The sequence below is a fragment of the Streptomyces sp. NPDC006430 genome, assembly GCF_040612395.1.
Classification (GTDB): domain Bacteria; phylum Actinomycetota; class Actinomycetes; order Streptomycetales; family Streptomycetaceae; genus Streptomyces.
Genome location: NZ_JBEXQA010000015.1, coordinates 88,314 through 111,400, shown reverse-complemented (window position 1 = coordinate 111,400; position 23,087 = coordinate 88,314). Strand labels below are relative to the sequence as shown.

22 protein-coding genes and 1 riboswitch are annotated in these 23,087 nt (G+C 72.0%); of the genes, 7 read left to right on the top strand and 15 right to left on the bottom strand.

Going from position 1 to position 23,087, the window contains the following annotated elements:
- Nucleotides 1-26 precede the first annotated feature (26 nt).
- Entirely contained in the window at nt 27-923 is an 897-nt protein-coding gene (locus ABZZ20_RS22130) for a transketolase (protein WP_356872052.1), read from the top strand.
- Here ABZZ20_RS22130 and ABZZ20_RS22125 read toward each other — a convergent pair.
- From ABZZ20_RS22125 to ABZZ20_RS22100, 6 genes are all read right to left on the bottom strand, one after another.
- A complete protein-coding gene (locus ABZZ20_RS22125; RefSeq protein ID WP_356872051.1) occupies nt 904-1,479 on the bottom strand; it encodes a GAF domain-containing protein in 576 nt (191 codons plus the stop codon). The genes ABZZ20_RS22130 and ABZZ20_RS22125 overlap by 20 nt on opposite strands.
- Nucleotides 1,476-2,102: an ATP/GTP-binding protein gene (locus ABZZ20_RS22120; protein ID WP_356872049.1), complete on the bottom strand. Its 627-nt coding sequence runs from the start codon at nt 2,100-2,102 to the stop codon at nt 1,476-1,478. Before ABZZ20_RS22120 ends, ABZZ20_RS22125 begins: the two co-directional genes overlap by 4 nt.
- Nucleotides 2,080-2,493, bottom strand: coding sequence for a DUF742 domain-containing protein (locus tag ABZZ20_RS22115; RefSeq protein WP_356872047.1), 414 nt, complete (start codon nt 2,491-2,493; stop codon nt 2,080-2,082). Before ABZZ20_RS22115 ends, ABZZ20_RS22120 begins: the two co-directional genes overlap by 23 nt.
- Nucleotides 2,493-2,921, bottom strand: coding sequence for a roadblock/LC7 domain-containing protein (locus tag ABZZ20_RS22110; RefSeq protein ID WP_356872145.1), 429 nt, complete (start codon nt 2,919-2,921; stop codon nt 2,493-2,495). Before ABZZ20_RS22110 ends, ABZZ20_RS22115 begins: the two co-directional genes overlap by 1 nt.
- A gap of 35 nt (nt 2,922-2,956) precedes the next feature.
- Nucleotides 2,957-4,918 carry an ATP-binding protein gene (locus tag ABZZ20_RS22105; protein ID WP_356872045.1) on the bottom strand — a complete coding sequence of 654 codons (1,962 nt, stop codon included), beginning with the start codon at nt 4,916-4,918 and terminating at the stop codon, nt 2,957-2,959.
- Nucleotides 4,919-5,630: 712 nt separating this feature from the next.
- A complete protein-coding gene (locus ABZZ20_RS22100) occupies nt 5,631-6,518 on the bottom strand; it encodes a helix-turn-helix domain-containing protein (protein ID WP_356872043.1) in 888 nt (295 codons plus the stop codon).
- Nucleotides 6,519-6,924: 406 nt separating this feature from the next.
- Between ABZZ20_RS22100 and ABZZ20_RS22095 the strand changes: the two genes are divergently transcribed.
- The 5 genes from ABZZ20_RS22095 (at nt 6,925) to ABZZ20_RS22075 (ending at nt 11,262) form a co-directional block, all read left to right on the top strand.
- The gene (locus ABZZ20_RS22095; protein WP_356872041.1) at nt 6,925-7,449 is read left to right on the top strand and encodes a hypothetical protein; all 525 of its coding nucleotides are present in this window, start codon (nt 6,925-6,927) and stop codon (nt 7,447-7,449) included.
- 28 nt (nt 7,450-7,477) lie between these two features.
- Entirely contained in the window at nt 7,478-7,744 is a 267-nt protein-coding gene (locus tag ABZZ20_RS22090) for a hypothetical protein (RefSeq protein ID WP_356872039.1), read from the top strand.
- Nucleotides 7,745-8,028: 284 nt separating this feature from the next.
- A complete protein-coding gene (locus tag ABZZ20_RS22085) occupies nt 8,029-8,508 on the top strand; it encodes a hypothetical protein (protein ID WP_356872038.1) in 480 nt (159 codons plus the stop codon).
- A 612-nt stretch (nt 8,509-9,120) separates the two neighbouring features.
- Nucleotides 9,121-9,978, top strand: coding sequence for an alpha/beta fold hydrolase (locus ABZZ20_RS22080; RefSeq protein ID WP_356872037.1), 858 nt, complete (start codon nt 9,121-9,123; stop codon nt 9,976-9,978).
- A gap of 18 nt (nt 9,979-9,996) precedes the next feature.
- The gene (locus ABZZ20_RS22075) at nt 9,997-11,262 is read left to right on the top strand and encodes an FAD-dependent monooxygenase (RefSeq protein WP_356872035.1); all 1,266 of its coding nucleotides are present in this window, start codon (nt 9,997-9,999) and stop codon (nt 11,260-11,262) included.
- Nucleotides 11,263-11,487: 225 nt separating this feature from the next.
- Here the strand turns inward: ABZZ20_RS22075 and ABZZ20_RS22070 are convergent, their stop codons facing one another.
- The 4 genes from ABZZ20_RS22070 to ABZZ20_RS22055 all read right to left on the bottom strand — a co-directional run bounded on the left by ABZZ20_RS22070 (nt 11,488) and on the right by ABZZ20_RS22055 (nt 15,260).
- Complete coding sequence (locus ABZZ20_RS22070; protein WP_356872033.1) at nt 11,488-11,880, bottom strand: hypothetical protein; 393 nt, start codon at nt 11,878-11,880, stop codon at nt 11,488-11,490.
- A 131-nt stretch (nt 11,881-12,011) separates the two neighbouring features.
- Nucleotides 12,012-13,247, bottom strand: coding sequence for an MBL fold metallo-hydrolase (locus ABZZ20_RS22065; RefSeq protein WP_356872031.1), 1,236 nt, complete (start codon nt 13,245-13,247; stop codon nt 12,012-12,014).
- 123 nt (nt 13,248-13,370) lie between these two features.
- The gene (locus ABZZ20_RS22060) at nt 13,371-14,156 is read right to left on the bottom strand and encodes an SGNH/GDSL hydrolase family protein (RefSeq protein WP_356872029.1); all 786 of its coding nucleotides are present in this window, start codon (nt 14,154-14,156) and stop codon (nt 13,371-13,373) included.
- Between the two features lie 165 nt (nt 14,157-14,321).
- A complete protein-coding gene (locus tag ABZZ20_RS22055; RefSeq protein WP_356872027.1) occupies nt 14,322-15,260 on the bottom strand; it encodes a LysM peptidoglycan-binding domain-containing M23 family metallopeptidase in 939 nt (312 codons plus the stop codon).
- 2 nt (nt 15,261-15,262) lie between these two features.
- Nucleotides 15,263-15,444, bottom strand: a riboswitch (cyclic di-AMP (ydaO/yuaA leader).
- A 311-nt stretch (nt 15,445-15,755) separates the two neighbouring features.
- On the opposite strand from ABZZ20_RS22055, the gene ABZZ20_RS22050 reads away from it, so the two are divergent.
- Complete coding sequence (locus ABZZ20_RS22050; RefSeq protein ID WP_356872025.1) at nt 15,756-16,574, top strand: tyrosine-protein phosphatase; 819 nt, start codon at nt 15,756-15,758, stop codon at nt 16,572-16,574.
- A 28-nt stretch (nt 16,575-16,602) separates the two neighbouring features.
- Here the strand turns inward: ABZZ20_RS22050 and ABZZ20_RS22045 are convergent, their stop codons facing one another.
- The 5 genes from ABZZ20_RS22045 to ABZZ20_RS22025 all read right to left on the bottom strand — a co-directional run bounded on the left by ABZZ20_RS22045 (nt 16,603) and on the right by ABZZ20_RS22025 (nt 23,025).
- Complete coding sequence (locus ABZZ20_RS22045; protein WP_356872023.1) at nt 16,603-18,048, bottom strand: aspartate aminotransferase family protein; 1,446 nt, start codon at nt 18,046-18,048, stop codon at nt 16,603-16,605.
- Entirely contained in the window at nt 18,045-19,076 is a 1,032-nt protein-coding gene (gene hpnH / locus ABZZ20_RS22040) for an adenosyl-hopene transferase HpnH (protein WP_356872021.1), read from the bottom strand. Before hpnH ends, ABZZ20_RS22045 begins: the two co-directional genes overlap by 4 nt.
- A 5-nt stretch (nt 19,077-19,081) precedes the next feature.
- Nucleotides 19,082-19,759, bottom strand: coding sequence for a 1-hydroxy-2-methyl-2-butenyl 4-diphosphate reductase (locus ABZZ20_RS22035; protein WP_356872019.1), 678 nt, complete (start codon nt 19,757-19,759; stop codon nt 19,082-19,084).
- Nucleotides 19,759-21,843 carry a squalene--hopene cyclase gene (gene shc / locus ABZZ20_RS22030; protein ID WP_356872017.1) on the bottom strand — a complete coding sequence of 695 codons (2,085 nt, stop codon included), beginning with the start codon at nt 21,841-21,843 and terminating at the stop codon, nt 19,759-19,761. Before shc ends, ABZZ20_RS22035 begins: the two co-directional genes overlap by 1 nt.
- A gap of 129 nt (nt 21,844-21,972) precedes the next feature.
- Entirely contained in the window at nt 21,973-23,025 is a 1,053-nt protein-coding gene (locus ABZZ20_RS22025; protein WP_356872143.1) for a polyprenyl synthetase family protein, read from the bottom strand.
- Nucleotides 23,026-23,087 lie beyond the last annotated feature (62 nt).

Sequence of the window (23,087 nt, the reverse complement as noted above, 5' to 3'; positions counted from 1 at the left end):
TAGGGAAGCAGGAAGCAGGGGGAGTCATGGACACCATGCGGGAACGGTTCATTTCGGTCACGTCGCGCGAGCTCGACGAGGACCCGCGGCTGGCACTCGTGCTCGCCGAGATCACCATGGACGGGTTCCGACCCGCCCTACAGCGCCACCCGGAGCGGGTGGTCAACGTCGGGATCCGGGAGCAGCTGCTGATCGGAGTGGGCGGCGGGCTCGCCCTCACCGGCCTGCGGCCGATCATGCACACCTTCGCCAGCTTCCTGGTGGAGCGGCCGTTCGAGCAGGTCAAGCTGGACTTCGGGCACCAGGGCACCGGTGGGGTCCTGGTCAGCGCGAGCGGGAGCTACGACTGGCCGGCCGGTGGGTTCACCCACATGGCGCCGGGTGACGTGGCCCTGATGGACACCCTCGACGGCTGGACCGTCCACGTGCCGGGGCACCCGGACGAGGCCGAGGCGCTGCTGCGCCACGCGTACGCCGCGGGGGACGAGAAGGTGTACGTGCGCCTCTCGCAGCAGGCGAACGTCGCTCCGCACCCGGTGGACGGCCTGCGCGTGCGGACCGTACGGGAAGGGGGCGCGGGTGTCGTGGTCGCCGTCGGACCCCTGTTGGACCACGTCCTCGCCGCGACGCAGGGGCTGGACGTGACGGTGCTGTACGCCACCACCGTGCGCCCCTTCGACGATGCGGCCCTGCGCGCGGCCGTCGGCCGCGCGACGACCGACGTCGTCCTCGTCGAGCCGTACCTCGCCGGAACCTCTGCCGCGGCCGCCGGCCGGGCCCTCGTGGAGGTCCCCCACCGCATCCTCGGCCTCGGTGTCGGCCGGGCCGAGCTCCGCCGCTACGGGACGATGGAGGAGCACGTCGCCGCCCACGGCCTGGACCCGCACTCCCTCCGCGAGCGGATCAGCAGCTTCCTGGGGTGAGACCCGCGGAAGCGCACCGACCGTCCTCCCGCGCGTGGATGATGCCCACCAGTTCCGCCGCCAGGGTCTTGACCTTAGCCAGCCCCTCCAGGCCCCACCGGCGCGGCTCCACGTCCACGGCGCACACGGCGCCCAGAACGATCCCCCGCCGGTCGGTCAGCGGCGCACCCACGTACGAGCGCACCCCGTATTCGTCCACCACCGCGTTGCCGGCGAAGCGCGCGAAGTCCCGTACGTCCTCCAGCACCAGGGCCCGGCGCCGCACCACCACGTGCGGGCAGTACCCGTGGTCCCGGGGCAGCACCCGCGCCGGGTACCCGCTCGCCGCGGCGCCCGGGGCGTGGTGCAGCCCGGCGAAGAACTGCCTTTCCTCGCCGACGAAGTTGACCCCGGCGTACGGGGCGGCCAGTACGTCGGCGACCTGCCGGGCGAAGGCGTCGAGTTCCGTGTCCGCCCTCTCCCCCAGGCCCAGTTCGCGCAGGCGGACGGTGCGCGCGGGCGCTTCCCGGTCCACCGGCGTGAGCAGTAGGTGTCCGGTCGACTCGTAGTAGGTCATCGCGGTTCCCCCCCATTCCAAGACTTCGCTGACGTGACTGTCCTAGCCGTGAAGAGCAGGTGGTGGACCAGGGCGGCGAGCGTCCCCGTTCCGGAGCTCGTCAGCCGTGCGTCGCACCGTACGACGGGGACGTCGGGCCCGAGCCCCGCTGCCTCGCGGACCTCGTCGGCGGTGTAGCGGTGCCCCTCGTCGAACTCGTTGACGGCGACGATGAACCCGATGCCGCGTCGCTCGAAGAAGTCCACGGCCGGGAAGCAGTCGGCGAGCCGGCGGGTGTCGGCGAGCACCACCGCGCCGAGCGCGCCCGCGCACAGCTCCTCCCACAGGAACCAGAAGCGCTGCTGTCCCGGCGTGCCGAAGAGGTACAGGACGTGCCGTTCGTCCAGGGTGATCCGGCCGAAGTCCAGCGCGACGGTCGTCGACGTCTTCGTCTCCACCCCGTCGAGCGGGTCGGCCCCCTCGCCCATCCCGCTGAGCAACTCCTCCGTGGACAGCGGCTCGATCTCGCTGACCGCACCCACGAAGGTCGTCTTGCCCGCCCCGAAACCACCCGCGACCAGGATCTTCAGCGTCGCGGGCAGTACGGCGGCGGGGCGGGTGTCACAGTCGTCGGCGTAGACCATCGAGCACCGCCCGCAGCAGGGTCTGGTCGTCGGCGGCGATGCATCCGCCGCCCGGGAACCGCGGCGCCTGCGCCGTGACGGCCCCGCATTCCATCAGATCGGACAGTAGGACCTTCACCACCACCGCCGGCAGCCGCAGCTGCCCGGCCACCTCGGCGACGGTAACGGCCGCGGCGCCCGCGCACAGGCGCAGCGCCAGGGTGTGTTCCGCACCGAGGGGGGCCCGCGGCCGGTCCCCCGTCGCGGTCACCAGTGACAGCAGGTCGAGCGCCACGGCCGGCCGGGTCCGCCCGCCGCTGGCCGTGTACGGGCGCATCACCCGGCCTGCCGAGTCGTCGAGCCACGGTGTGTCGCGTGGGGCTCCGGCGCCGTACGCCGCGCGGGCTCGCATCACTTCGGGTCGCCGGCGGGCCGCCGCGGCGGGGCCGCCAGGTAGGGGCGGACACTCTTGACCAACATCGCCATCTCATAGCCGAGCACGCCCGCGTCGGCCTCCCGGTCGGCGAGGACCGCCAGGCAGGTGCCCGCCCCGGCGGCCGAAACGAACACGAGCGCGGTGTCGAGCTCGACCACCACCTGCCGGACCTCCGCACCGTTCCCGAACCGGGATCCGGCGCTCCGCCCGAGCGAGTACAGGCCGGAGGCCAGTGCCGCCAGGTGGTCGGCGCTGTCGGTGTCGAGGCCGTGCACACAGGTGACGAGGCCGTCGGCGGTGAGCAGCACTGCGCTGCGCGTGTGCGGGACCCGCTGGATCAGGCCGCTGAGCAGCCAGTCGAGGTCCGAGAGCCGGCTGGTCTCCGTCGCCGTTTCGCCGCCCATGGGGGTGCGCTCCTTGCTGAGGTGAGGGGTCGGGGTCATACCTGCTTCTCCGACTGGGCGAGGCCGAAGCCCCGTTGGAAGGCGGCCATCAGGCCCGGGTCGTGCACGGGGACGGGCTGCTCGGGTGCGTAGGCGCGCATCGGGGCGGGGGCGTCCCGCAGTTGCGGGGCGAGGTGGTGCTGGGCCCGGCGCCGGGGCAGCGGCGGTCGGTCGCTGTCGGCCCGGGCGGCCGGCACGGACACGGGCGCGGGTACGGGTACGTGCGCGCGTGCGGGTGCCGGTACAGGCGCGGGCGCGGGTGCCGGTACGGGCGCCGGTGCCGGTACGGGCGCGGGTACGGGCGCGGGCGCGGGCGCGGGCGCGGGCGCGGGCGCGGGCCTCGGGGCCGCCGCTGGGAGGGCGGGCCCGGGCGCCGCGGGTGTCCTTTCGTGCACCGCCGGCCCCGGGTTCAGGCCCAGGCCCAGGTCCAGACCGAGGTCGAGCGTCGTCTCGGCGGCCGAAACCTCCTCGGGCCGCCTGAACTCCCCGCGCTCCCCGTGCAGTCCGGGCTCCCCCTGCCCCGTGTGCTGCTCCTGCTGCTCCTGCCGCCGTTCTCCTCCGGCTTCCCCCGGCCGCGTACGCGTCTGCCCACCCGGTGCGGGCCGCGCCGCCCACGTCGGTTGTGCCCGTGGCCGCGGGGCGACCCCCTCGGGCAGCGGCACGGTCACCCGTACGGGTTCCAACGGAGGTACGCCGGCCCCGTCCCCGGTCCCCCACGAGGTGGCCCGGGACCCTCCGAGGGCATCGGCCGCGCTGGGTGCCTCCGCCCCCAGCAGTTCCTGGGGCAGGACGAGCACGGCGAGCACGCCGCCGTAGATGTTGGACTTCAGCTCGACGGCGATCCCGTGCCGGCGGGCCAGCGCCGAGACCACGAACAGGCCGATCCGCCCGTCCGCCAGTAGGTGCCGGACGCTGATCTGGTCGGGATCGGCCAGCAGGCCGTTCATCCGGTGCTGCTCCGCGGCCGGCATGCCGAGCCCGCGGTCCTCCACCTCGACGGCGATGCCCGCGGTGACCCGTTCGGCGCGGACCACCACATCGGTGTCGGGAGCGGAGAACACCGTGGCGTTCTCGACCAGTTCGGCCAGCAGGTGCACGACGTCGGCGACGGCGTGGCCGCGGACGGTGCCGCCCGCCGGGGGCACGACCTTCACCCGCGTGTACTGCTCGACCTCCGCAACGGAGGAGCGCAGTACCTCGCTCAGGTCGATGGGCCTGGTCCACTGGCGCCTGGAGGCGGCACCGCCGAGGACCGCCAGGTTCTCGGCGTGACGGCGGATCCGGGTGGCGAGGTGGTCTACGTGGAAGAGCTCCTTGAGGAGGTCGGGGTCCTCGACCGTGTCCTCCAGCCCGTCGAGCAGGGAGATCTCGCGGTGCACGAGGGACTGGAGCCGGCGGGCGAGGTTGACGAAGACCTCGACCTTGCGGTCGCTGTCCGACGGGGCGGCTGGTCCGGCCATCCGCACGAGGGTCGCGTGCGCCTGTTCGCGGGCGCCGCGCAGCTCCTGGGAGAGCAGCCAGAACTCGTCCACCCGGGCCGGGTCGGTGCCGGGCGGCGGTGCGGTCGGACCGCCGCGGAGCGGGCGGGCCGGCGGTTCGCCACGCTCCAGCCGCTCGGCGGCGGTCCGCAGCTCCTGACGACCGCGCACGCTGGAGCGGCGCAGGGCTTCGCAGCGGTCGCGGACGGTCTTGGCGGCGCGCTGTGCCCCGAGCAGGGCGGCGGCCAGCGCGCCCGCGAAGAGCAGGGAGCAACCGGCCAGGACCGGCCACAGCCGGGCGTCCCGCTCCCCCGCACCCCCGCCCAGCTGCAGGGTGAAGATCACCGCGGCTGCGCCGCTGAGCCCGGCGGCGAGCGTGGGCAGCAGGGCGGCACGTACCAACTGGGGTCGTACCTGCCGGCCGGGACCGGGAGCGGCGTGTCTCGACGGGGCGTGGCGGGCGGCGCGGAGTCCGAACATCGGCGTCCTCTACGTGGGGCCCGGGTCCCCGGGGATTTCGGGGCCCGGTGTTGATCACCGGATACCCACGCTAGACCGCACTCTCACGCCCCTGACGGCCAGTTGGGGAACTTCACCGGGGTGCTTCCCGCTCCCGGTGGAGCGCTCGTACGAGAGCCCGAATCCGCCGGGGGCGCACGTTCACCACGGCCGCGCGCGACGCACGACCCCCCGGTCACGGGCCCGCAACTACGAGCCGACGGCCTCCGGTTCCTCGTGGGCCGCGGTCGGCGGGCGCCCGGTCGCCGCCGGGCGGCCCGCGGTGAGCGGCGCGGGCGGGGCCGCGGCCAAAAAGGGACGCCACCACGGCCTGCTGGCCGCGTCGGCGTCGCCCGGCTCGAACGGTTGGCCGGGGATGCTCACGTTGCTGCTGGGCGTAGAGCAGCGCCGCTGCGGGGCGCTGCTCGGACGGTCGTCGGCCGCGGCGCGCAGCCAGCGGGCGAAGGTCCTGCGCGCAGTTGCCGAAGGCCGCCACCCTTTGGCGGCCGGTCAACGTGGTCCGTGCAGTGTGGAGATGCGACTTCCCTGCGACCCGACCTGGAACCTGCAGTGACGCACGCAGCGAGCCGTCCGCAGCCAGCAGCCGCCGGGCCGGTAGGGGCCCTTGACCGCTGAGCGCCGCCCCACCCGCCCAGGGCAGGCGACCGCGGCGCAATTCACAGCGGTAGCCGTCTCACCTACTGTCGGCGATCGAGCCGGAGACCCTGGAGAGGTGAGACTTGGCGGGTGTTCCGCGGCTGGGCCATGCGATGGGGTCAACCGCGAGAAACGGCTCGCTGGCCACGGTCGCGGGGGTTTCCCCGGTGAACTCCATGACGTCTCGATGCAGGTGGGACTGGTCGGCGTAGCCGGCGTCGGCCGCGACTCGGGCCGCGCCTTCACCGGCGACCAGGCGGTGGGCGGCATGGTCGAAGCGGACCAGCTTCACGGCGCGCTTGGGCGGCAGACCGAGCTGCGACCGGAACCGGGACCACAGCCGCTTACGGCTCCACCCAACCTCGGCCGCGAGTCCGTCAACCCGCGCCACACCACGGCTGCCGACGATCCGGTTCCAGGCCCAGGCCACCTCCGGGTCCACCGGCGACCCCGCCCCGTACCGGCGGGCGAGCAACGCGTCCACGAACGCGAAGCGATCCTGCCACGACGAGACATCGCCCAATTGCTCGCAGATCTGGGACGCCTCCCGGCCCCACAGGTCGGCCAGGGACACGACGGTGCCGTCGAGGTCGGCGGGGGAGGCGCCCAGAACCGCGCGTGCGATCACCGGGGACAGGCGCACCTGCACGCACTCGACGTTCTTTCCCCGCGCGCGGACCGTGCCTCCGGTCCCAAGCCCGGGCCCGGCGACGAGGCTTCCCCGCTGCTGCCGCCCGGCGGCACAGTCAAGGACGGGCGAGCCTGCGCCGAACTCCAGGAGCAGCGTCACGGCCGGGTGCGGGACCATGCGGAGCATGTCCAGGTCACGGACACGGAACCCGGCCATGGTGAGACCGGCCACGCTGCTGGGACGCTGCGGGCACGCGACGTCCCAAACAGCCGCACCGTGCATGAAAGTCCTCACCGTCCCATGCTACGGAGGTAACCAGTTTCACCGGCGCGCCGTACGCCGGGACCGACCTGGATCCCGACATCGCGGAGTGCGCAGGGCCACCCCGACGACTACCGCTGACCGGACGTGAGTGAGCGCCGCCTCCTGCTGAACACGGGCAGCGTCGCGGCGGGCGCGTGGCCCTGAGCCTCGTCCTGGTGGGCACGCCGGCCGCCGAGGGCCGCCGTCACCCGTCCCCCCGTCTCCCGTCTCCCGTCGCGAGGCCGGCCGCGGGCATCACCGCGTGAACACTTCCCGCGGCCGGTGACGGTCCGCCACATGACCGCTGACCTGCGCGCGCGGGTCGGCGGCCCGGCAAGGGGCCTGTGCCGCGCCGCGCCGGGCGGCGGATACGGTGTCATGAAATTCGGGGGCGCTTATGTCGCAGAACACAGGGTGGGGACAGCACCCGGAGCAGGCCGTGCCGCAGTGGGGAGGCAACGGCTGGACGCCTCAGTGGGGAGGCGGCGCCCGGACGCTTTCGCCGCAGCCGGGCGTCATATCCCTGCGACCGCTCACGGTGGGCGACATACTCGTTGGCGCCTTCTCGGCGCTGCGCCGCTACTGGAAGCCGCTGGCCGGCGTCATGCTCGCCGTGCAGGGCGTCGGCGTCCTGTTGGTGGCCGCCGCGATCGGGATCGCCGTCGCGTCCGTACACGACCGCTTCTCCGCCGTTTTCGGCCTCCCGCCGGGCCAGGAGCCCGCCGGCGCGGACGTGGCGGCTCTGTTCCTGGCCTTCGTACCCGCCGCTGTGCTCCTGCTGGTCACCATGACGCTGGGCGCGGCGACGGTCAGCGCCCTGTGCCCCGCCGTCGTGCAGGAGGCCGTGTTCAGCCGCCCACGACCTTCCGCGCGATGTGGCGCCGCTGCTGGTCCCGACTCCCGTCGGTGCTCGGCGCCATGATGCTCACGGTCTGATCGCGGGCGGGCCGATGCTCCTCCTGTACGCGATCTGCATCCCGCTGATCGTCACGTCCTGGGACGGTTCCCGGCCGCCGGCCGCCTTGTTCGTACTGTTCCTGGGTCTCTTCGTCTGCCTGCCCGTCTCCGTCTGGCTCGCGACGCGGTTCAGTCTCGCGCCCGCCGCCGCCGTGTGCGAGGGGCTCGGCCCCGTCGCGGCTCTGCGGCGCTCCTCCCGGCTGGTCGGAGGTAACGTGATCGCCTCCGCGGCCCCTGCCACGGCGCTCGACCAGACGTGACGCGGGCGCTGCCGCTGGGACCCGGCACAGGTGGCAGTGCGGCGCCGCCCGCACGACACCGCACCGCACGTGCAGCCCCGCGCCGCGCCGGTACGGCGTCGGTCGCACGGTTTCCAGCGGCGGGTGGGGCGCCCTGGCCCGGTGTGCGGGTGGCCGACGTATCCGTGGCCGGTGGCCAGTCAAGATCGGCGGGATGGGAGACTGGCCGAGGGTGCGGAGAACAGAAGAGGACGAACACCATCGTGCGACAGCCACATCAGCGCAGAACTCTGGCGTCCCTGGCCATGGCGGCGCTGCTGGCAGCGACGGCGACGGCCTGCGCCTCTCCGCTGCGGGACCTCGGTCCGTTGCCCCCGCGCTATTCGGGCCCGCCGCTGCCTGCCGACACGGTGGTGTCGGAGATGACGTCGGTACTGGCGGCCGAAGGCATCACGGTGGAGAGAGAACCCTCGAACGCACTGGGGATGTGCCACGAACGGCTCTCAGGGCGGCATTCGCCGGAAACGGTCGACGCCGCCCTCAAGGCGGCCTTCGCGCGCGCCCGTTCCGAGCACGGCTGGCAGAGCGGCCCCGACCTGGGCAGCCAGACGCTCAGCCTCACGAAAGGCAACTGGACGGTCATGGCCGGCTTCCCAGGCGAACCGGTACAGGGCATTCAGGCGCCGGTCGTCCTGTCGCTGATATGCATGGACGGCGGCAAGACCTCCCCCACCCCGGCGCCACCTGGCCCACCGGCGCTCACCCCCGCACCGGCATCGTCTTGAAAGCAGCCCCGCCACAGGAACCAGCCGAGATCCGTAACCTCCTGTGCGGCAACCGCCGGACACCGCATCCGCCGACGCGTGACCGCGCCGGCCTGTGAAGGCGGCGCGTGTGGCGGCCACGGTAATCCGTCGGCGGGCCGGCACAGCCATCTGCTGTTCTGGGCGGCCCGCCGGGCCGCCGGCCGCCCTCCATCACGACCGGGGACGAGCAGCACAGAGGTAAATCGGGCCTCCGGACGGCTTCACCAAGCGTTGTGACCTGAGCGGACACCGCTGCGCAGGCCACCGGCCTCGCGTGATGGCGCGCCATCATGGTGCGCGGGTCTGCGCTGGTCACAGCGACTGTCCACGACCAGGGGACGGCCCCGGTCAGACCCGGGGCGGGAGCGCGGACGGGCCCGGACTGTCCCGGACGCCCGAAGACCTGGCGAGACACCCCGGAGCCGAAACAGCCTCCGTGCAGGCCGTGAAAGTCCCGGCCTCCGAGGAGGTTGTGATGTCCCAGCAGTCCCTGCTCAAGCCTTCGCGGCAGATACCGCGGAAGACGTGTTGAGCCGGCCGAGGGAACATTTGTCCAATCCACCGGCACGGGCCAGCGGCGACAGTGGGCTCATGACTGTTTCTGATGGCGGACCGTACGTGAACGGCGGCTCCGAGGCCACCGAAAGTTCCTCGCTGTCGCTGGACGACGGCGACATCCACGTGTGCCAGGACGGCCCCCGCGACGCCCCCGCACTCCTGCTCATCCACGGGTCCGCTTCCTCGACCCGCTCGTGGGACCCGCTGGTTGCGCTGCTGACCGGAGCTCACCGCGTCATCCGGATCGACCTGCTCGGGCACGGCCGGTCGGCCAAACCGGCCGACCGCAGCTACGCGCTCCCGGACCAGGCACGCCGGGCCGGGGTGGCACTGGACCGGCTCGGCGTCGAGCACGCCGTGGTCGTGGGTCATTCCAGCGGCGGGGCGGTCGCCACCGCCCTCGCCGAACAGCGACCCGACCTGGTGACCGCGCTCGCACTCATCAACACCGGACCCAGCCTGGACGCCTTCATCGCACCGCAGTCCGCCACGACCGGACTCTCGCAGTGGCCGCCGACCGATGAGCAGCTCCGCCGGTTCGCGAGCACCGCCTTCAGCCGTGCGGGCTATCGGATCCCACCGGAGCTCCTGGACGAGGTGCGCTGTATGACCCCCCACACGCTCACCGCGACGATGCAGGCAACCCGCGACTACCTGGAGCAGCAGGCGCTCCCGGACCGGCTGGCGGCCCTCGGCAAGCCGCTCCTGGTGGTCTTCGGCGAGGACGACCGCAGGTGGCGATCCTCATCCGCCGCCGACTACCGCGCCGTTCCGGGCGCGAAAGTCGAGTTGCTGCCCGGTCTCGGACACTCACCCCTACTCGAGGACCCCCCGCGGACCGCCACCCCCCTGCTGGCCTTCACCACGATCCACGCCGTACGCGTGGACTGAACGACAAGGAGGGTTGCCATGCGGATTCTCGTCTCCGGCGCCAGTATCGCCGGTCCGGTGCTGGCGTACTGGCTCACCAGGCACGGCTTCTCTGTCACCGTCGTCGAGCGCGCGCCGACTCCGCGCAAGACCGGCGGTCACGCGGTCGACCTGTTCCGGCCCGCGATGAACATCTCGGAGAAGATGGGCGTGCTCCCCCGCATCGAGGAGCGGGCCACCGGGACCCACCGGATGACCGTCCGCCAGGAGGGCGCACGGCGTCCCGTCCGGGTGGACCTCTCCAAGATCTTCAGCGCCACCTCCGACCGGCACGTCGAGATCATGCGCGACGACCTGAGCGAGATCTACTACGACGCCGCACGCGACGACGTCGAGTACATCTTCGGCGACTCGATCACCGCGATCTCGCCCGACGGCGAGGTGCGGTTCGAGAACGCCGCACCTTGCCGCTTCGACCTCGTCGTCGGCGCGGACGGGCTGCACTCCAACGTGCGCCGCCTCGTCTTCGGCGACGAGTTCCACTTCAGCGCCTTCACCGGGGCCTACCTCGGGGTGCTGACCCTGCCGAACGTCTCCGGGCTCGACGGCGAGCTCCTCATCCATGTCGGCGTCGGCCGCACCGCCGGCATGTACAGTGCGCGGCACCTCGGTGACGCGCGGGCGTTGTTCCTCTTCCGGAGCGAGCGCGAGCTCGACTACCACCACCATGACATACCCCGTCAGAAGGAGCTGTTGCGCGGTGCGTTCGACGGCATGCACCCTGACGTGGACCGCTGGCTGAACGAGCTCGACCGCACCCCCGCGTTCTACTTCGACTCGATCACCCAGCTCCACATGGACACCTGGTCGCGGGGGCGGGTGACGCTCGTAGGCGACGCGGGCTACTGCCCCGGCCCGGCCGTCGGCGGCAGCACCAGCCTGGCCGTGGTGGGAGCGTACGTCCTCGCCGGGGAGCTGGCGCGGGCGGGCGGTGACCACGAGCGCGCCTTCCCCGCTTACGAGCGCGCGATGGCGGAGCACGTGCGTGGCAGCCGCGCGGCCGCGCTCAGCGCGGCGAAGACCCTGATCCCCACCTCACGCCTCGGCGTGCGGGGACTGGCCCAGGGCGCCCGCCTGATCTCCGCCCTGCCCGCGGGGCCCAGCCGAGCCCTCCTCCGCCTCACAGCCAAGAGCGCACGCCTCTACAACTCCATGACCGTCGACGACTACCCGCCGTCGTCCACCGCATCGCGAGGCCGGGTCGGCCTCGTGGGCGACCCGGGAGGCGGGCTCGGGGTGGAGTGAACGCCGCACCGCGATTTTCCGGGCTTCGAGGAAGCTCCACCGGCCCGCGACGTCACTTACACGCTGATCTCCCCTGCGCTGGAATGCCGCGCAGCAGCCACCTGCTGTTGGCCTTGGCCACGACACCCGACCGCCCGGCTGGGATCCGGGCCAGATCGGCGGCCATGCCTCGACAACGTCGTGACCAGGGCGAACGCCGCCTGACCTCAACCGAGACCGGCATCCTCACCACAGATGCAGGAAGCTCCGGGCGTCGTCAAAGCCGTCAAGAGCCCGGCCGTCCACATCCGACGGATCCGCCTCGGCGCGGGCCGCGAGCGACTCTGCGAGCGTAAGCGCCTCGTCACTGAGGTGTCCGAAGCGCCGGGCGGTATGTCCGAGGCAGAGGCCGGCCAGGCCGAGCAAAGGACTGCCCGGCGCTGCCCGCGTCCCGACCTGCACACACCAGTGCTCGACGAACTCCCGGTCGTCATCGTTCAACGCACTCCCGACCAGGACACGCGCCGCCTCGCCCTCCTGCGAGCGGTCGCGAAGCGCCCACTCCAGCGTTTCGACCACCACCTCATGTGGCAGATGCGGCAGCGCGGGCGGGTCCTCGAAGGGTAGATGGGAGTGCATTCGCAGAGAGTACGCGCCCGCATCTGCCGCTCCGCGCGAGCGGGCCCGTCAATGACGCGTACGACCCGCTCGCGCTTCGTGGCTCAGCCGGCTCCATGAATGAGCGACCCGCCTCGGATCCGCATCTGGGGTCACCGCTCGCCCGCCAGGTCCAGATCACCGCCCCGAGGCTCACTCGGCTCCGGTTCCATCGGCTTCGGGCGACGCCACGGGTGGGCAATCGGATGGGAGACCGGGCGCCACCAGGGATCCACGGGCAGCGTTCCGGCAGGCTCGAAAGGCTCGCCCGGGCGCGGGAGCGCCACCGGCTGGCCCACCTCCTCAGCAGCGTCGGCGGTCCACTCCCCCGGCTCCGCCCAGGCATGCAGCGAGAGGTTGAATGTGCCCCAGTGGATCGGGAGCATCACCCCGTGCGGCTTGGATCCTTGCAGGTCAAGGTGTGCCTGGACGCCCTGCTGGGGGGTCATGTGAATGTCCGGCCAGCCCCCGGGCAGCGGGGTGTAGTCCGTATGGTCCTTGGGCCAGTACTCGGAGTACGCCCCGATCTGAATCATCGTGGCGTCGAAGGGCCCGTGCTCGGCGCCGATCTCCCCGAAGCCGGGGAAGTAGCCCGTGTCGCCGCTGTGAAAGATCCGGTGCTCGTCGCCCGCGACCACCCAGGAAGCCCACAGGGTGTGCTGCTGGTTGCGCAGGCCGCGTCCGCAGAAGTGCCTCGCCGGAGTCGCCGTCAGGGACAGTCCCGCGATCTTGGTTCCCTCGTTCCAGTCCAGCTCGCGCAACCGGTCCGGCGAAACCCCCCAGCGTTCCAGGTGGGCGCCGACGCCGAGCGGGACGGCGAAGACCGTGTCCGTACCCGCCAGCTCCTTGATGGTCGGCAGGTCGAGGTGGTCGTAGTGGTCGTGCGAGATCACCACGGCGTCCACCGGCCCCAGCGCGGCCAACGGCACCGGTACGGGGTGCAGCCGCTTGGGCCCGGCGAAGGGGAAGGGAGAACACCGCTCTCCCCAGACCGGATCGAACAGCACGCGGCGTCCGTCGATCTCCGCAAGTACCCCGGAGTGCCCCATCCAGGTCAGCCGCAAGCCGCTGACCGGCGGATTCGCCAGCTCGGCCAGCGTCGTGGGGTAGACCGGGATCGAGCTGCCGGGGCTGCGCCGGATCCGCTGCTCCTTGTGGAAGTAGAGCTTGGCGAACTCCAGCATGGAGCCGGACGGCCGGGTCCGCGCCCCGACGGGGTTCTGGAAGACGCCGTCGGCGAAGTTCGGCGAGCGGCGGATCCGCTCCAGCCGTGCGCCGGACGGATCCGCGCCGAAGGCTTCTGACCGCAGGGCGCGCAGCCGTGGACGCAGGGGACGGGAGCCGGTCAAAGCGCCTCCTGGGAGGGTGGGGCGGGATGGACGGGAGAAGCCGTACTGGATACCGGTCTACCACCATGCCAACGCGCACCGGCCCCGAAGGATTCCGCCGCGCCCCCGTCCTCCTGCTCGGGGTTACAGCGGCAGCAGGTCGGGCCGCTTCGCCTCCACGTGGTCCCCGGAGGACTCCCCGCGCAGCCGCCGCCCGATCCAGGGCACCAGGTGCTCCCGTGCCCACTGGATGTTGTCCCGGGTCACGTCCACCGAGCCGCGCGGCTGTTGCGGCGGCCACGGCTGGTCGGGGTCGGCCGGCACCTGAAGCCCGAGCACCTGGGCGGCGCGCAGCGCGACCCGGGTGTGCCCCTCGGGCGAGAGGTGCAGCCGGTCGTCGTCCCAAGCCCGCCGGTCCTGTACGGATTTCAGCGACCAGAGGTCGAGCACCGGGCAGTCGTACCGGTCGGCGATGGCGCGCACGTGCGCGCTGTACGTCGCCACCTTGCCGCGCAGGTGCTTGAGGACCGGCACGCCCCGGGTGTCGAAGCCGGTGGTGATCATGACCTGGCCGACGGCTCCGGTGAGGTCGGCGACCGCCGCCTCGAACCGTTCCGCCACGTCGTCCGGGTCGCTGCCGGGCCGGATGATGTCGTTGCCCCCGGCACAGAAGCTCACCAGGTCCGGTGCCAGCTCCTTGGCGCGGGGGACCTGTTCGGCCACGATCTGGTCGAGGAGCCGTCCCCGCACGGCCAGGTTCGCGTACCGGAATTCGTCTTCCTCGCGCTGATCGGCCAGGAGTACGGCCAGTCGGTCCGCCCAGCCGAGAAAGGTCCCCCCGGGTCCCGGGTCCCCCACACCCTCGGTGAAGCTGTCCCCGATCGCCGCGTACGAGCCGATGGTCTTGAGTGTCGTCGTCGTCGCTGCCACGGGACCATATCCTTCACCCCGGCACGTGACCTACGCCACCGTAGGAAGGGGTTGACGGTCCGTGATCTATACCACCTGGTCGGTACGGAATAACGACGCGTGAGGCCGGGACCCCCCTCGGGTCCCGGCCTCACGGGTCCGGCGCCTCTCCGACGGCGGGAGCCGTCAGATGCTCACACCCTTGGAGCGGAGGTAGGCCAGCGGGTCGATGTCCGAGCCGTAGGACGGGCCGGTGCGGATCTCGAAGTGCAGGTGCGGGCCGGTCGAATTGCCGGTGGAGCCGGACAGGCCGATGGTCTGGCCGGCGCTGACGCTCTGGCCGACCGACACGGACAGCTGGGACAGGTGAGCGTACTGGGAGTACTTGCCGTCCGCGTGCCGGATGATGACCTCGTTGCCGTACGCGCCTCCCCAGCCTGCCGAGACCACGGTGCCCGCGCCGACCGCCCTGACGGTGGTGCCGGAGCTCGCGATGAAGTCGACGCCGGTGTGGTAACCGCTGGACCACATGGCACCGGGGGTCTTGTACTGGGTGGAGATCCCACCGCCGACGGGTGCGACGAAGCCGGCGGAGGTGACCGCACCCGCGGCGGACGTGCCACCGGCGCTCTTCTTGACGGGCGCGGGCGCAGGGGCGGGCGCGGCCCCGGTCGTGGGCGCCGCGGACTTCTTCTTCGGTGCGGGGGCCCGCTCCGGCGCCGGAGCCTGCGGGGCCGTCTCGCCCTTCGCCCCGAGGGTCAGCTTCAGACCGGGGTGGATCAGCGACGGGTTGGCGCCAACGGCCTCGCGGTTGTCGGCGTAGAGCTGCTGCCAGCCGCCGGAGAGGTGACGGTCCTCGGCGATCTTGGAGAGGTAGTCGCCCGGCACCACCGTGTAGACGGTCGGCGCGGCCTGCGCGGCGGCGGGAGCGGTCTGCGGCGCGGCCGGAACCTGGGCGACCTGCACGGGGGCCGTGGCGGGAGCGGCGGCCGGGGCGCCGGCCGCGTGGGCGCCCGAGGCGCCCATCAGCGGCAGCGCGAGGGCCGCGCCGCCGGTGCCTGCGACGGCGAACCCGCGGGCCACGGAGCGGGACTTGGGACGGCGGTGCTTACCTCGTGCAGGCATGGCGATTTCCTCTCCGTCGCCTGCGAGGTGAGCTGTCGGGTTCGGACTGGAGATGTCCGGCCGCACATGAACGGAACAGAACATGTACGGCTTCACCCCGAGCTGTCCCGGTACGAAGATCGGGAACAGCGGCCTACCTGGTTCCCCCGCTCCTGCCGCGCATGTGAATAGTCGAGTGCGGTTTCCGGACGGCGGCAGGATTCGGCGGTCCATCCGGATCGATCGCGAAGGTAATCGAGTTGAGCCACACGGAACAAGCCACGAATTTCCCGACGCATTCACAGGAGTGGGAGTTCGACGGAATTCCCGTCACCCTCCGTCCATTCCCCACCGCCAACGACCGCCCCGGCCGGGCCATTCGACTTTGACGATCAGGCACTCACGGTCACCGTATGATCTGGCTCACGGGGCTGCGCGCGATCTCGCCTCCGGTTATGGCAAGTTGGCCCCAAGTAGTGTAATTCGGACACCCCACCACGATACGGAGGAGTTCCCGTGACTCAGCAGATACCCCCGTCCCCGCTGACGGACCCGACGCCTGAGCCGGAGCTGGCCGGAGTGCGCAACTTCCGTGACGTGGGCGGCCTGCCGACCATCGACGGGCGGAGGGTCAAGACGGGACGACTGTTCCGTAGCGGACATCTGGCACATGCCACCGAAACCGATACAGAGTTCCTCGCGTCGCTCGGCCTCCACACCATCTTCGACTTCCGCAACGAAGCCGACCACGCCCTGGAGGGACCCGACGTCGCACTCCCCGGCGTACGGAACGTCAACATCCCGCTGTCGGACCCCGCCGACGGCAAGGAGTTCTGGACGATGGTCCGCGACGGCGACCTCGGCCAGCTGCGCCAGATCCTCGGCGACGGGAAGGCCGCAGCCCGGATGACCCACTCGTACCGCTCGATGATCAGGGAACGCACCGCCGAGCACAGCCGGGTCGTGCACTCACTCGCCGAGGACAGCGTTCCGGCGCTCATGCACTGCGCGGCCGGCAAGGACCGGGCCGGTCTGTCGATCGCCGTCACCCTGCTCGCGCTGGACGTCGAGCGCGGGGCGATCGTGACCGACTACCTGGAATCCAACGCCCCGCACCGTCGCTACCGGGTACGCCGCGGCAGCGACGCGGCCGAGGCCCGCTCCCCCGAGGTGATGGAGCTGCTCGCCCCGCTCTTCGACGCCCGTGCCGAGTACCTGAGCGCCGCCTTCGACACGATCGACGAGCACTGGGGCGGGGTCGAGCGCTACCTTGCCGTGGGTCTCGGGCTCACGCCCGAGACCCTCGACCGACTGCGGGACCGACTGCTCGACTGAGCCGGCCCGGGACGGGTGGAGCAGGTGGTCAGCGGTTGCCGACGGCCTGCTTCACCAGCGTCCTGCCGAAGTCCCACATCAGCCCGCCCCCGCCGTGCGCCTCGTCCATGACCTCGCGGAAGGCGGCCACGAAACGGTCGACGTCCCGCTCGTCCACGACCAGCGGCGGGATGAGCTTGATCACCTCCAGGTGGTCGCCGGAGACCTGGGTGAGGATCCGGTGCTTCTGGAGCAGCGGCACCACGACCATCTGCGCGAAGAGCCCCTTGCGGGCCGCCTGGAGCATCGCCCACCGGCTGCGCAGCCCCAGCGAGGACGGCCTGCCGAATTCGATGCCGATCATCAGACCGCGCCCGCGCACCTCGTGGAGCAGCTCGTACTCGTCCACCAGGGCCGCGAGCCGGCCGCGCAGCAGGTCCCCCGTCGCGCGGGCACGGGCGACCAGCGATTCGTCGTCCATGACGGAGAGCACCGCCAGTCCGGCCGCCATCGCCTGAGCGTTGGAGCCGAAACTGGCGGAATGCACCAGCACCCGGTCCATGGACGAGTAGACCTTCTTGAAGATCCAGTCCTTGCCGAGGGTCGCGCCGACCGGGACGTAGCCGCCGGACAGTGCCTTGGCCACGCACACCAGGTCCGGTTCCACGCCCGGCTCGTGCTGGTAGGCGTAGAAATCACCGGTTCGTCCGAGGCCCGTCTGCACCTCGTCCGCGATCAGCAGCGCCTTGTGCTGGTGCAACAGCTCCTGCGCCGCGAGTAGGAATCCGGGCGGGGCCGCGAGCACGCCCTTGCCCTGGATCGGCTCGACGACGAGGGCGGCGACGTCCCCGCGTTCGAGTTCCCGTTCCAGGGCGGCCAGATCACCGAGCCCGATCTTCGTGTCGGGCAGCAGGGGCCCGAAGCCGTCCCGAAAACCGCCCTCCCCGTTGACCGAGAGGGAGCCCGCGGTCAGGCCGTGGAAGGCGTGGTCGCAGTAGAGGACCCTGGGCCGCCCGGTGGCGTACCGGGCGAACTTCAGGGCGGTCTCCACCGCCTCGGTGCCGCTGTTGCCGAAGAAGACCCGGTCCAGGTGCGGGCTGTACGACAACAGCTTCTCGGCCAGTAGTCCGGGCAACGGCTGGCAGTCGAAGCGGGTGAGGTCGGCGAGCTGGGCATCGAGGACGTCGTGCAGGGCCTGGCGGACGACCGGATGGTGGCGCCCCAGGCCCATCACCCCGAACCCGGCGAGCATGTCGAGGTAGTCGTTGCCCTCGGCGTCCCAGAAGTGGGCCCCTTCGGCCCGTACGTAGACCTTGTCGAAGCCGATCGTGTGCAGCATCCGGGGCAGCTGGTGGTTGAGGTGCCGCGCGTGCAGCTCGTAGCGCTCCGCGCCGCGCTCGGCCAGCAGGGCGCCGAGGTCGAAGCCCTTGCGCGCGCCCGCGCCCGCTCCGGCCCCGGCTCCTACGCCTGTTTCGGCTCCTGGTGCGGGGCTCATGCCGAGGTGTCCCGGTTGCCGCCGATCGTCTCCCGGGCCGCGCGCAGCGACTCCTTGAGGGAGCCCATGGTGGCGAGGACGGCGGTGGGCTCGTACCCGCAGTGCGCCATGCAATTCGCGCACCGCGGGTCCTTTCCGCGACCGTACTTGCTCCAGTCCGTGTCGTTGATCAGTTCCCGGTACGTCGGCACGTATCCGTCGCTCATCAGATAGCAGGGGCGCTGCCAGCCGAAGAGGGAGTAATTCGGAATGGCCCAGGCGGTGCAGGGGAAATCGGCCTTGCCCTCCAGGAAGTCGAGGAAGAGCGGAGAGTGGTTGAGCCGCCAGCGGCGCCGGTTCCCGCCCGCGAAGGCCTTCCTGAAGAGTTCCCTGGTCTGTTCGACGCCCAGGAAATGCTCCTGGTCGGGGGCCTTTTCGTAGGCGTAGGCGGGCGAGATCATCATCTCGTCGACCTTGAGGTCGTCATTGAGGTAGTTGAGCACCTCGATGATCGTCTGCGGGGTGTCGGTGTTGAAGAAGGTGGAGTTGGTGGTCACCCGGAACCCGCGCCGCTTCGCCTCCTTGATGGCCGCGACCGCCTCGTCGAAGACGCCTTCCTTGGCCACCGACTCGTCGTGCCGCTCGCGCAGGCCGTCGATGTGCACGGCGAAGGCGAAGTACGGGGACGGGGTGAACTTCTCGATCTTCTTGCGCAGCAGCATCGCGTTGGTGCAGAGGAATACGTACTTCCGCTTGGCCACCAACTGCCGCACGATCTCGTCGATCTGCGGATGCATCAGCGGCTCGCCGCCCGCGATGGACACCATGGGCGCACCGGACTCCAGGACGGCACCCACCGCCTGGGCCACCGGCATGCGCTGCTTGAGCACGCCGGCCGGGTGCTGGATCTTCCCGCACCCCTCGCAGGCCAGATTGCAGGCGTAGAGCGGTTCCAGCTCGACGATCAGCGGGAACTTCTCACGCTTGCGGAGCTTCTGTTCGAGAAGATACGTCCCGACCCTGATGGTCTGTCGCAGTGGCATGGCCATCTGGCTCACCTCCTGGGGAGCAGCAAAGAACGGTGCCAGTCATAAAACGCGGGCAGTACGGCACGCAATACGCGGAAGGCCGATATTCCACCGCGGACCGTGCCGATGCGGACGAGCTCGTGCTCCGGAGCGTCCACGATCACCCGGACGGCCGCAACCGGACGTCCCGCGCCGGGCGCGCCGTCCCGCGAGGCCGTCCAGAGCGTGGCCGCGGACTCCATGTCGACCGCGATCGCGCCGGTGGCACGCAGTTCAGCGCGCTCCTGGCCGCGGACGACGTGATCGGATCCGGTCAGTACGCCGGTGTGCACGGTCCGGCCGGGGGCGGCCCGGGCCAGTGCCTCGGCGAGCAGGGCGGTGCCGGCGCACGCGACGGTACCCCGCGGGTCCCGGGTGGCCTCGGCGACGACCAGATCGCCGGGGCTCATACCGGGGGTCAGCCCGGCGCAGAAGCCGGTGGCCAGGACGGCGGCCCGGCGCAACCCCGGCTCGGCGAGCGCCCGCCCGACGGCCCGGTCCGCGGCACGCGGTCCCATGCCGGTGCGCAGGAGGGCGTAGCCCGGTCCGGGGCGTACGGCGCCCCGGTCGCCGCCGCTGCGCAGGGCCGCCTGCTCGATGCGCAGGGCGCAGGCGACCAGCAGCGGCGAGGCCGGCTCGGGTCCGCCGGACCCGGCGGTGGCCATCAGGCCTCCCCGGGCGCGAAGGGGTCCCCGTACAGGTAGCGGCCGAGCGCCGTGAGCGGGAACACCAGCCGGTAGAGGTGGTAGTTGATGGAGAAGTCCCAGGGGAATCCGGTGCCGGTGAAATGGGGTTCGTCCCAGGAGCCGTCCTCCCGCTGGGTCCCGACGAGGTACGCGATGCCCCGTTCGACGGCTTTGCCGTCGCGCTCGCCCGCCGAGAGCAGGGCCATCAGCGCCCACGCCGTCTGTGACGCGGTCGACTCCCCCTTCCCCGCCCAGGACGGGTCCTTGTAGGAGCGCTGGTCCTCGCCCCATCCGCCGTCCTCGTTCTGTACGGACTCCAGCCAGTGCACGGCCCGCCGGATCGCGGGATGCGCCGCAGCGATGCCCGCGGCCGTGAGCGCCGGGACCACTGATCCGGTGCCGTAGACGTAGTTGGTGCCCCAGCGGCCGAACCAGGCGCCGCTCGGCTCCTGTTCGGCGAGCAGCCAGCCGATTCCGCGGCGGGCGCGCGGGTCGCCGGCCTTGCCCTCGACGGCGAGCATCTCCACCACGTGGGCGGTGACGTCGGCCGACGGCGGGTCGATGACCTCGCCGAAGTCGCAGAACGGCAGCCGGTTGGGCAAGGGGCTGGTGTTGTCGGCGTCGAAGGCGCCCCAGGCCCCGTTCTTCGACTGCATGCCGAGGGTCCAGGACATCCCGCGGGCGATGGCCGCCTCGACCTTCGCCGGCTCCGGGTGCGCGATCCGGCGCAGGGCGAGGATCACCTCGGCTGTGTCGTCGATGTCGGGGTAGGTGTCGTTGTGGAACTCGAACGCCCAACCCCCGGGGGTGAGTCCGGGCCGCTGCACCGCCCAGTCGCCGGTACGGACGATCTCCTCGTCGAGCATCCAGTCGGCAGCCTTCACCAGGGCCGGGTGGTCGCGCGGCAGGCCCGCGTCGGCCAGGGCGATGGCAGCGAGGCAGGTGTCCCAGACCGGCGACTGGCAGGCCTCGATCATCCGGGTGGGGGCGCCGCCCGAGCCCTCGGGCCCGGCAGCGCCGTCCTCGCGCCACACCGCGAACCGATCCAGGGACTCCAGGCCGGCCCGCATGACCGGGTGGCGCAGGTCGTACCCGAGCAGGTGCAGGGCGATGACCGAGTACACGGCGGGCGGCTGGATCCCGCCCCAGCAGCCGTCGTTCTCCTGCCGTTCGATGATCCAGCGGGCGGCGCTGTCCATGGCGGCCTTGCGCAACCGGCGCGGGGCGAAGCGGCGGTAGACGTGCAGGGCCCTGTCCATCCGCTGGAAGGCGCCTTCCCAGGTCGTCAGCGGGGCCTGGCGGCGGGCGGGGTACGGGCACCGCGCGTCGGTGTGCAGCTCGTCGAGGACGAAGGGGGCCGGGCGGACGGGCCGCTTCGCCGAGACCACGGTCAGCGGAACGATGGTCTGGCGGGCCCAGCAGCCGAAGTCGTAGATGTTCAACGGCACCCAGGGTGGCAGGAAGACCAGCTCGGGCGGCAGTTCGGGCAGGTGGTCCCAGCTCCACCAGCCGAAGAGGGCCAGCCAGATCCGGGTGAACACGCGGGCGGCGGCGATGCCTCCGTGGGCCCGGATCCAGGCCGACGCCCGGGCCATGTGCGGGGCGTCGGGTGCATCACCGGCGAGCCGCAGGGCGACGTACGCCTCGATGGTGGCGGAGAGGTCGGGCGGGCCGCCGTGGAACGTGGCCCAGGTGCCGTCCTCGGCCTGTTCGCCCCGGATGAAGCGGGCGGCTGCCTGGGTCGTGTGCTCGTCCCGGATGCCGAGGAACTGCCGCAGCAGCAGGTCTTCGGCATCCATGGTGACGTTGGTCTCCAGGTCGCCCTTCCACCACCCGGCCGGATCCTGTCGCGCGAGCAGGTGCCGGGTCGCCCGCGCGGCGGCGTCCTGCGCCCCCTGCACCGCGTGCGCCGCGCCGCGCGCCGCGGGTCCTTCGCCGGGGCCCTGCCCTGGCAGGGCAGCGGCCTGCCCGGCAGGTCCGCCGGGCGGGCCGGGCCGCGGGTCCGGCGTGGTGTCGTCCGGGTCGGTGCCACGGGCACCGGCGCCGTCGGTCGTCGCTGTCATGGCTTCCCCTTACGTGGCAGTGTCCTCTGCTGTGCTGGGGTTCGCCGTCGGCCGGCGCGCGCCTAGGCATGGCCCGGGCGGGTGGCGCCGGCCGGCGACTCGCGAGTCATATCCCGGCTCGGGTGGCGATCACCTCTTGCGCACGACAACGAAGTCGGCGAGGGCGACGAGCTGTTCGCGCACCCGCTGCGGCATGTCGACGTCGTCCAACGCCCGGATCGCCACGGCGTGCTGGCGACGCGCCTCCTCGGCGGTCCATTCGCGCCCGCCCGCCGCCTCGATGAGCGCGGCGCGGGCGGCGAACTCCGCTTCCGAGAAGTTCTCGAAGTCGTTGCTCTTGGCGTCGGCCGCGAGCAGCTCCGCCAGCTCCTCGCACGCGGGCCCGCCCGCCGCGAGGGCGGCGACGACCGGCAGGGACTTCTTGCGCTGGCGCAGGTCGCTCCAGGTCTGCTTGCCGGTGGACTCCGGGTCGCCCCAGATGCCGAGCAGGTCGTCGACGGCCTGGAAGGCGAGGCCCAGGTGGTAGCCGTACTCCTCCAGCTTGTCGGCCGTACGGTCGTCCGCGCCGCCGAGGACGGCGCCGATGGAGACCGCGCAGGCGAGCAGGGCGCCGGTCTTGTTGCCCTCCATCTCCAGGCACTCCTCGACGCTGACGCGCTCGCGGTGCTCGTAGGAGATGTCCTGGGCCTGACCGTCGATCAGCTTGCGGGTGGCGGTGGTCAGTCGGCGGGCCGCACGGCCGGCCTCGACCGTGCCGAGCTCCAGCAGCACCTCGTTGGCGAGGGCGAAGAGCGCGTCGCCCACCAGGATGGCCTGCGCCGGCCCGTGCACCTTCCACACCGTGTCGCGGTGGCGGCGCTGCTCGTCGCCGTCCATCAGGTCGTCGTGGAGCAGCGAGAAGTTGTGGACGAGTTCCACGGCGACGGCGCCGGGGATGCCGACCTCGGCGGCGGCACCCGCGGCCTCGGCGGAGAGCAGCGCGAGGGCGGGGCGGACGGCCTTGCCGCCGTCGCCGTCCGCCGGGTTGCCGTGGGCGTCGATCCAGCCGAAGTGGTAGGCGGCGACGGTGTCCATGGGCGCCGCCAGCCGGTCGACTGCGGCGCGGAGCACGGGAGTCGACAGCGTGCGACCACGCTCCAGGAGGGCGAGCGTGTCCGCCTTCTCCCCACCGGCCGCGCCCATACCGGCATCCGTGTTCTCGACAGCCGGATTCCCCGGGTTCACTGGCTCTCCTCTGTTTCCTG

What these genes read in the sequence shown, in the direction of transcription:
- ABZZ20_RS22090 (WP_356872039.1), top strand. Translation starts at nt 7,478, where the DNA reads ATGCTCCTCCTGTACGCGATCTGCATCCCGCTGATCGTCACGTCCTGG.
- ABZZ20_RS22120 (WP_356872049.1), bottom strand. Translation starts at nt 2,102, where the DNA reads ATGGTCTACGCCGACGACTGTGACACCCGCCCCGCCGCCGTACTGCCC.
- ABZZ20_RS22055 (WP_356872027.1), bottom strand. Translation starts at nt 15,260, where the DNA reads ATGCCTGCACGAGGTAAGCACCGCCGTCCCAAGTCCCGCTCCGTGGCC.
- ABZZ20_RS22085 (WP_356872038.1), top strand. Translation starts at nt 8,029, where the DNA reads ATGGCGGCGCTGCTGGCAGCGACGGCGACGGCCTGCGCCTCTCCGCTG.
- ABZZ20_RS22110 (WP_356872145.1), bottom strand. Translation starts at nt 2,921, where the DNA reads ATGGGCGGCGAAACGGCGACGGAGACCAGCCGGCTCTCGGACCTCGAC.
- ABZZ20_RS22080 (WP_356872037.1), top strand. Translation starts at nt 9,121, where the DNA reads ATGACTGTTTCTGATGGCGGACCGTACGTGAACGGCGGCTCCGAGGCC.
- ABZZ20_RS22035 (WP_356872019.1), bottom strand. Translation starts at nt 19,759, where the DNA reads ATGGCCACCGCCGGGTCCGGCGGACCCGAGCCGGCCTCGCCGCTGCTG.
- ABZZ20_RS22130 (WP_356872052.1), top strand. Translation starts at nt 27, where the DNA reads ATGGACACCATGCGGGAACGGTTCATTTCGGTCACGTCGCGCGAGCTC.
- ABZZ20_RS22115 (WP_356872047.1), bottom strand. Translation starts at nt 2,493, where the DNA reads ATGCGAGCCCGCGCGGCGTACGGCGCCGGAGCCCCACGCGACACACCG.
- ABZZ20_RS22045 (WP_356872023.1), bottom strand. Translation starts at nt 18,048, where the DNA reads ATGAGCCCCGCACCAGGAGCCGAAACAGGCGTAGGAGCCGGGGCCGGA.
- ABZZ20_RS22125 (WP_356872051.1), bottom strand. Translation starts at nt 1,479, where the DNA reads ATGACCTACTACGAGTCGACCGGACACCTACTGCTCACGCCGGTGGAC.
- ABZZ20_RS22095 (WP_356872041.1), top strand. Translation starts at nt 6,925, where the DNA reads ATGTCGCAGAACACAGGGTGGGGACAGCACCCGGAGCAGGCCGTGCCG.
- ABZZ20_RS22105 (WP_356872045.1), bottom strand. Translation starts at nt 4,918, where the DNA reads ATGTTCGGACTCCGCGCCGCCCGCCACGCCCCGTCGAGACACGCCGCT.
- shc (WP_356872017.1), bottom strand. Translation starts at nt 21,843, where the DNA reads ATGACAGCGACGACCGACGGCGCCGGTGCCCGTGGCACCGACCCGGAC.
- hpnH (WP_356872021.1), bottom strand. Translation starts at nt 19,076, where the DNA reads ATGGCCATGCCACTGCGACAGACCATCAGGGTCGGGACGTATCTTCTC.
- ABZZ20_RS22075 (WP_356872035.1), top strand. Translation starts at nt 9,997, where the DNA reads ATGCGGATTCTCGTCTCCGGCGCCAGTATCGCCGGTCCGGTGCTGGCG.
- ABZZ20_RS22025 (WP_356872143.1), bottom strand. Translation starts at nt 23,025, where the DNA reads ATGGGCGCGGCCGGTGGGGAGAAGGCGGACACGCTCGCCCTCCTGGAG.
- ABZZ20_RS22070 (WP_356872033.1), bottom strand. Translation starts at nt 11,880, where the DNA reads ATGCACTCCCATCTACCCTTCGAGGACCCGCCCGCGCTGCCGCATCTG.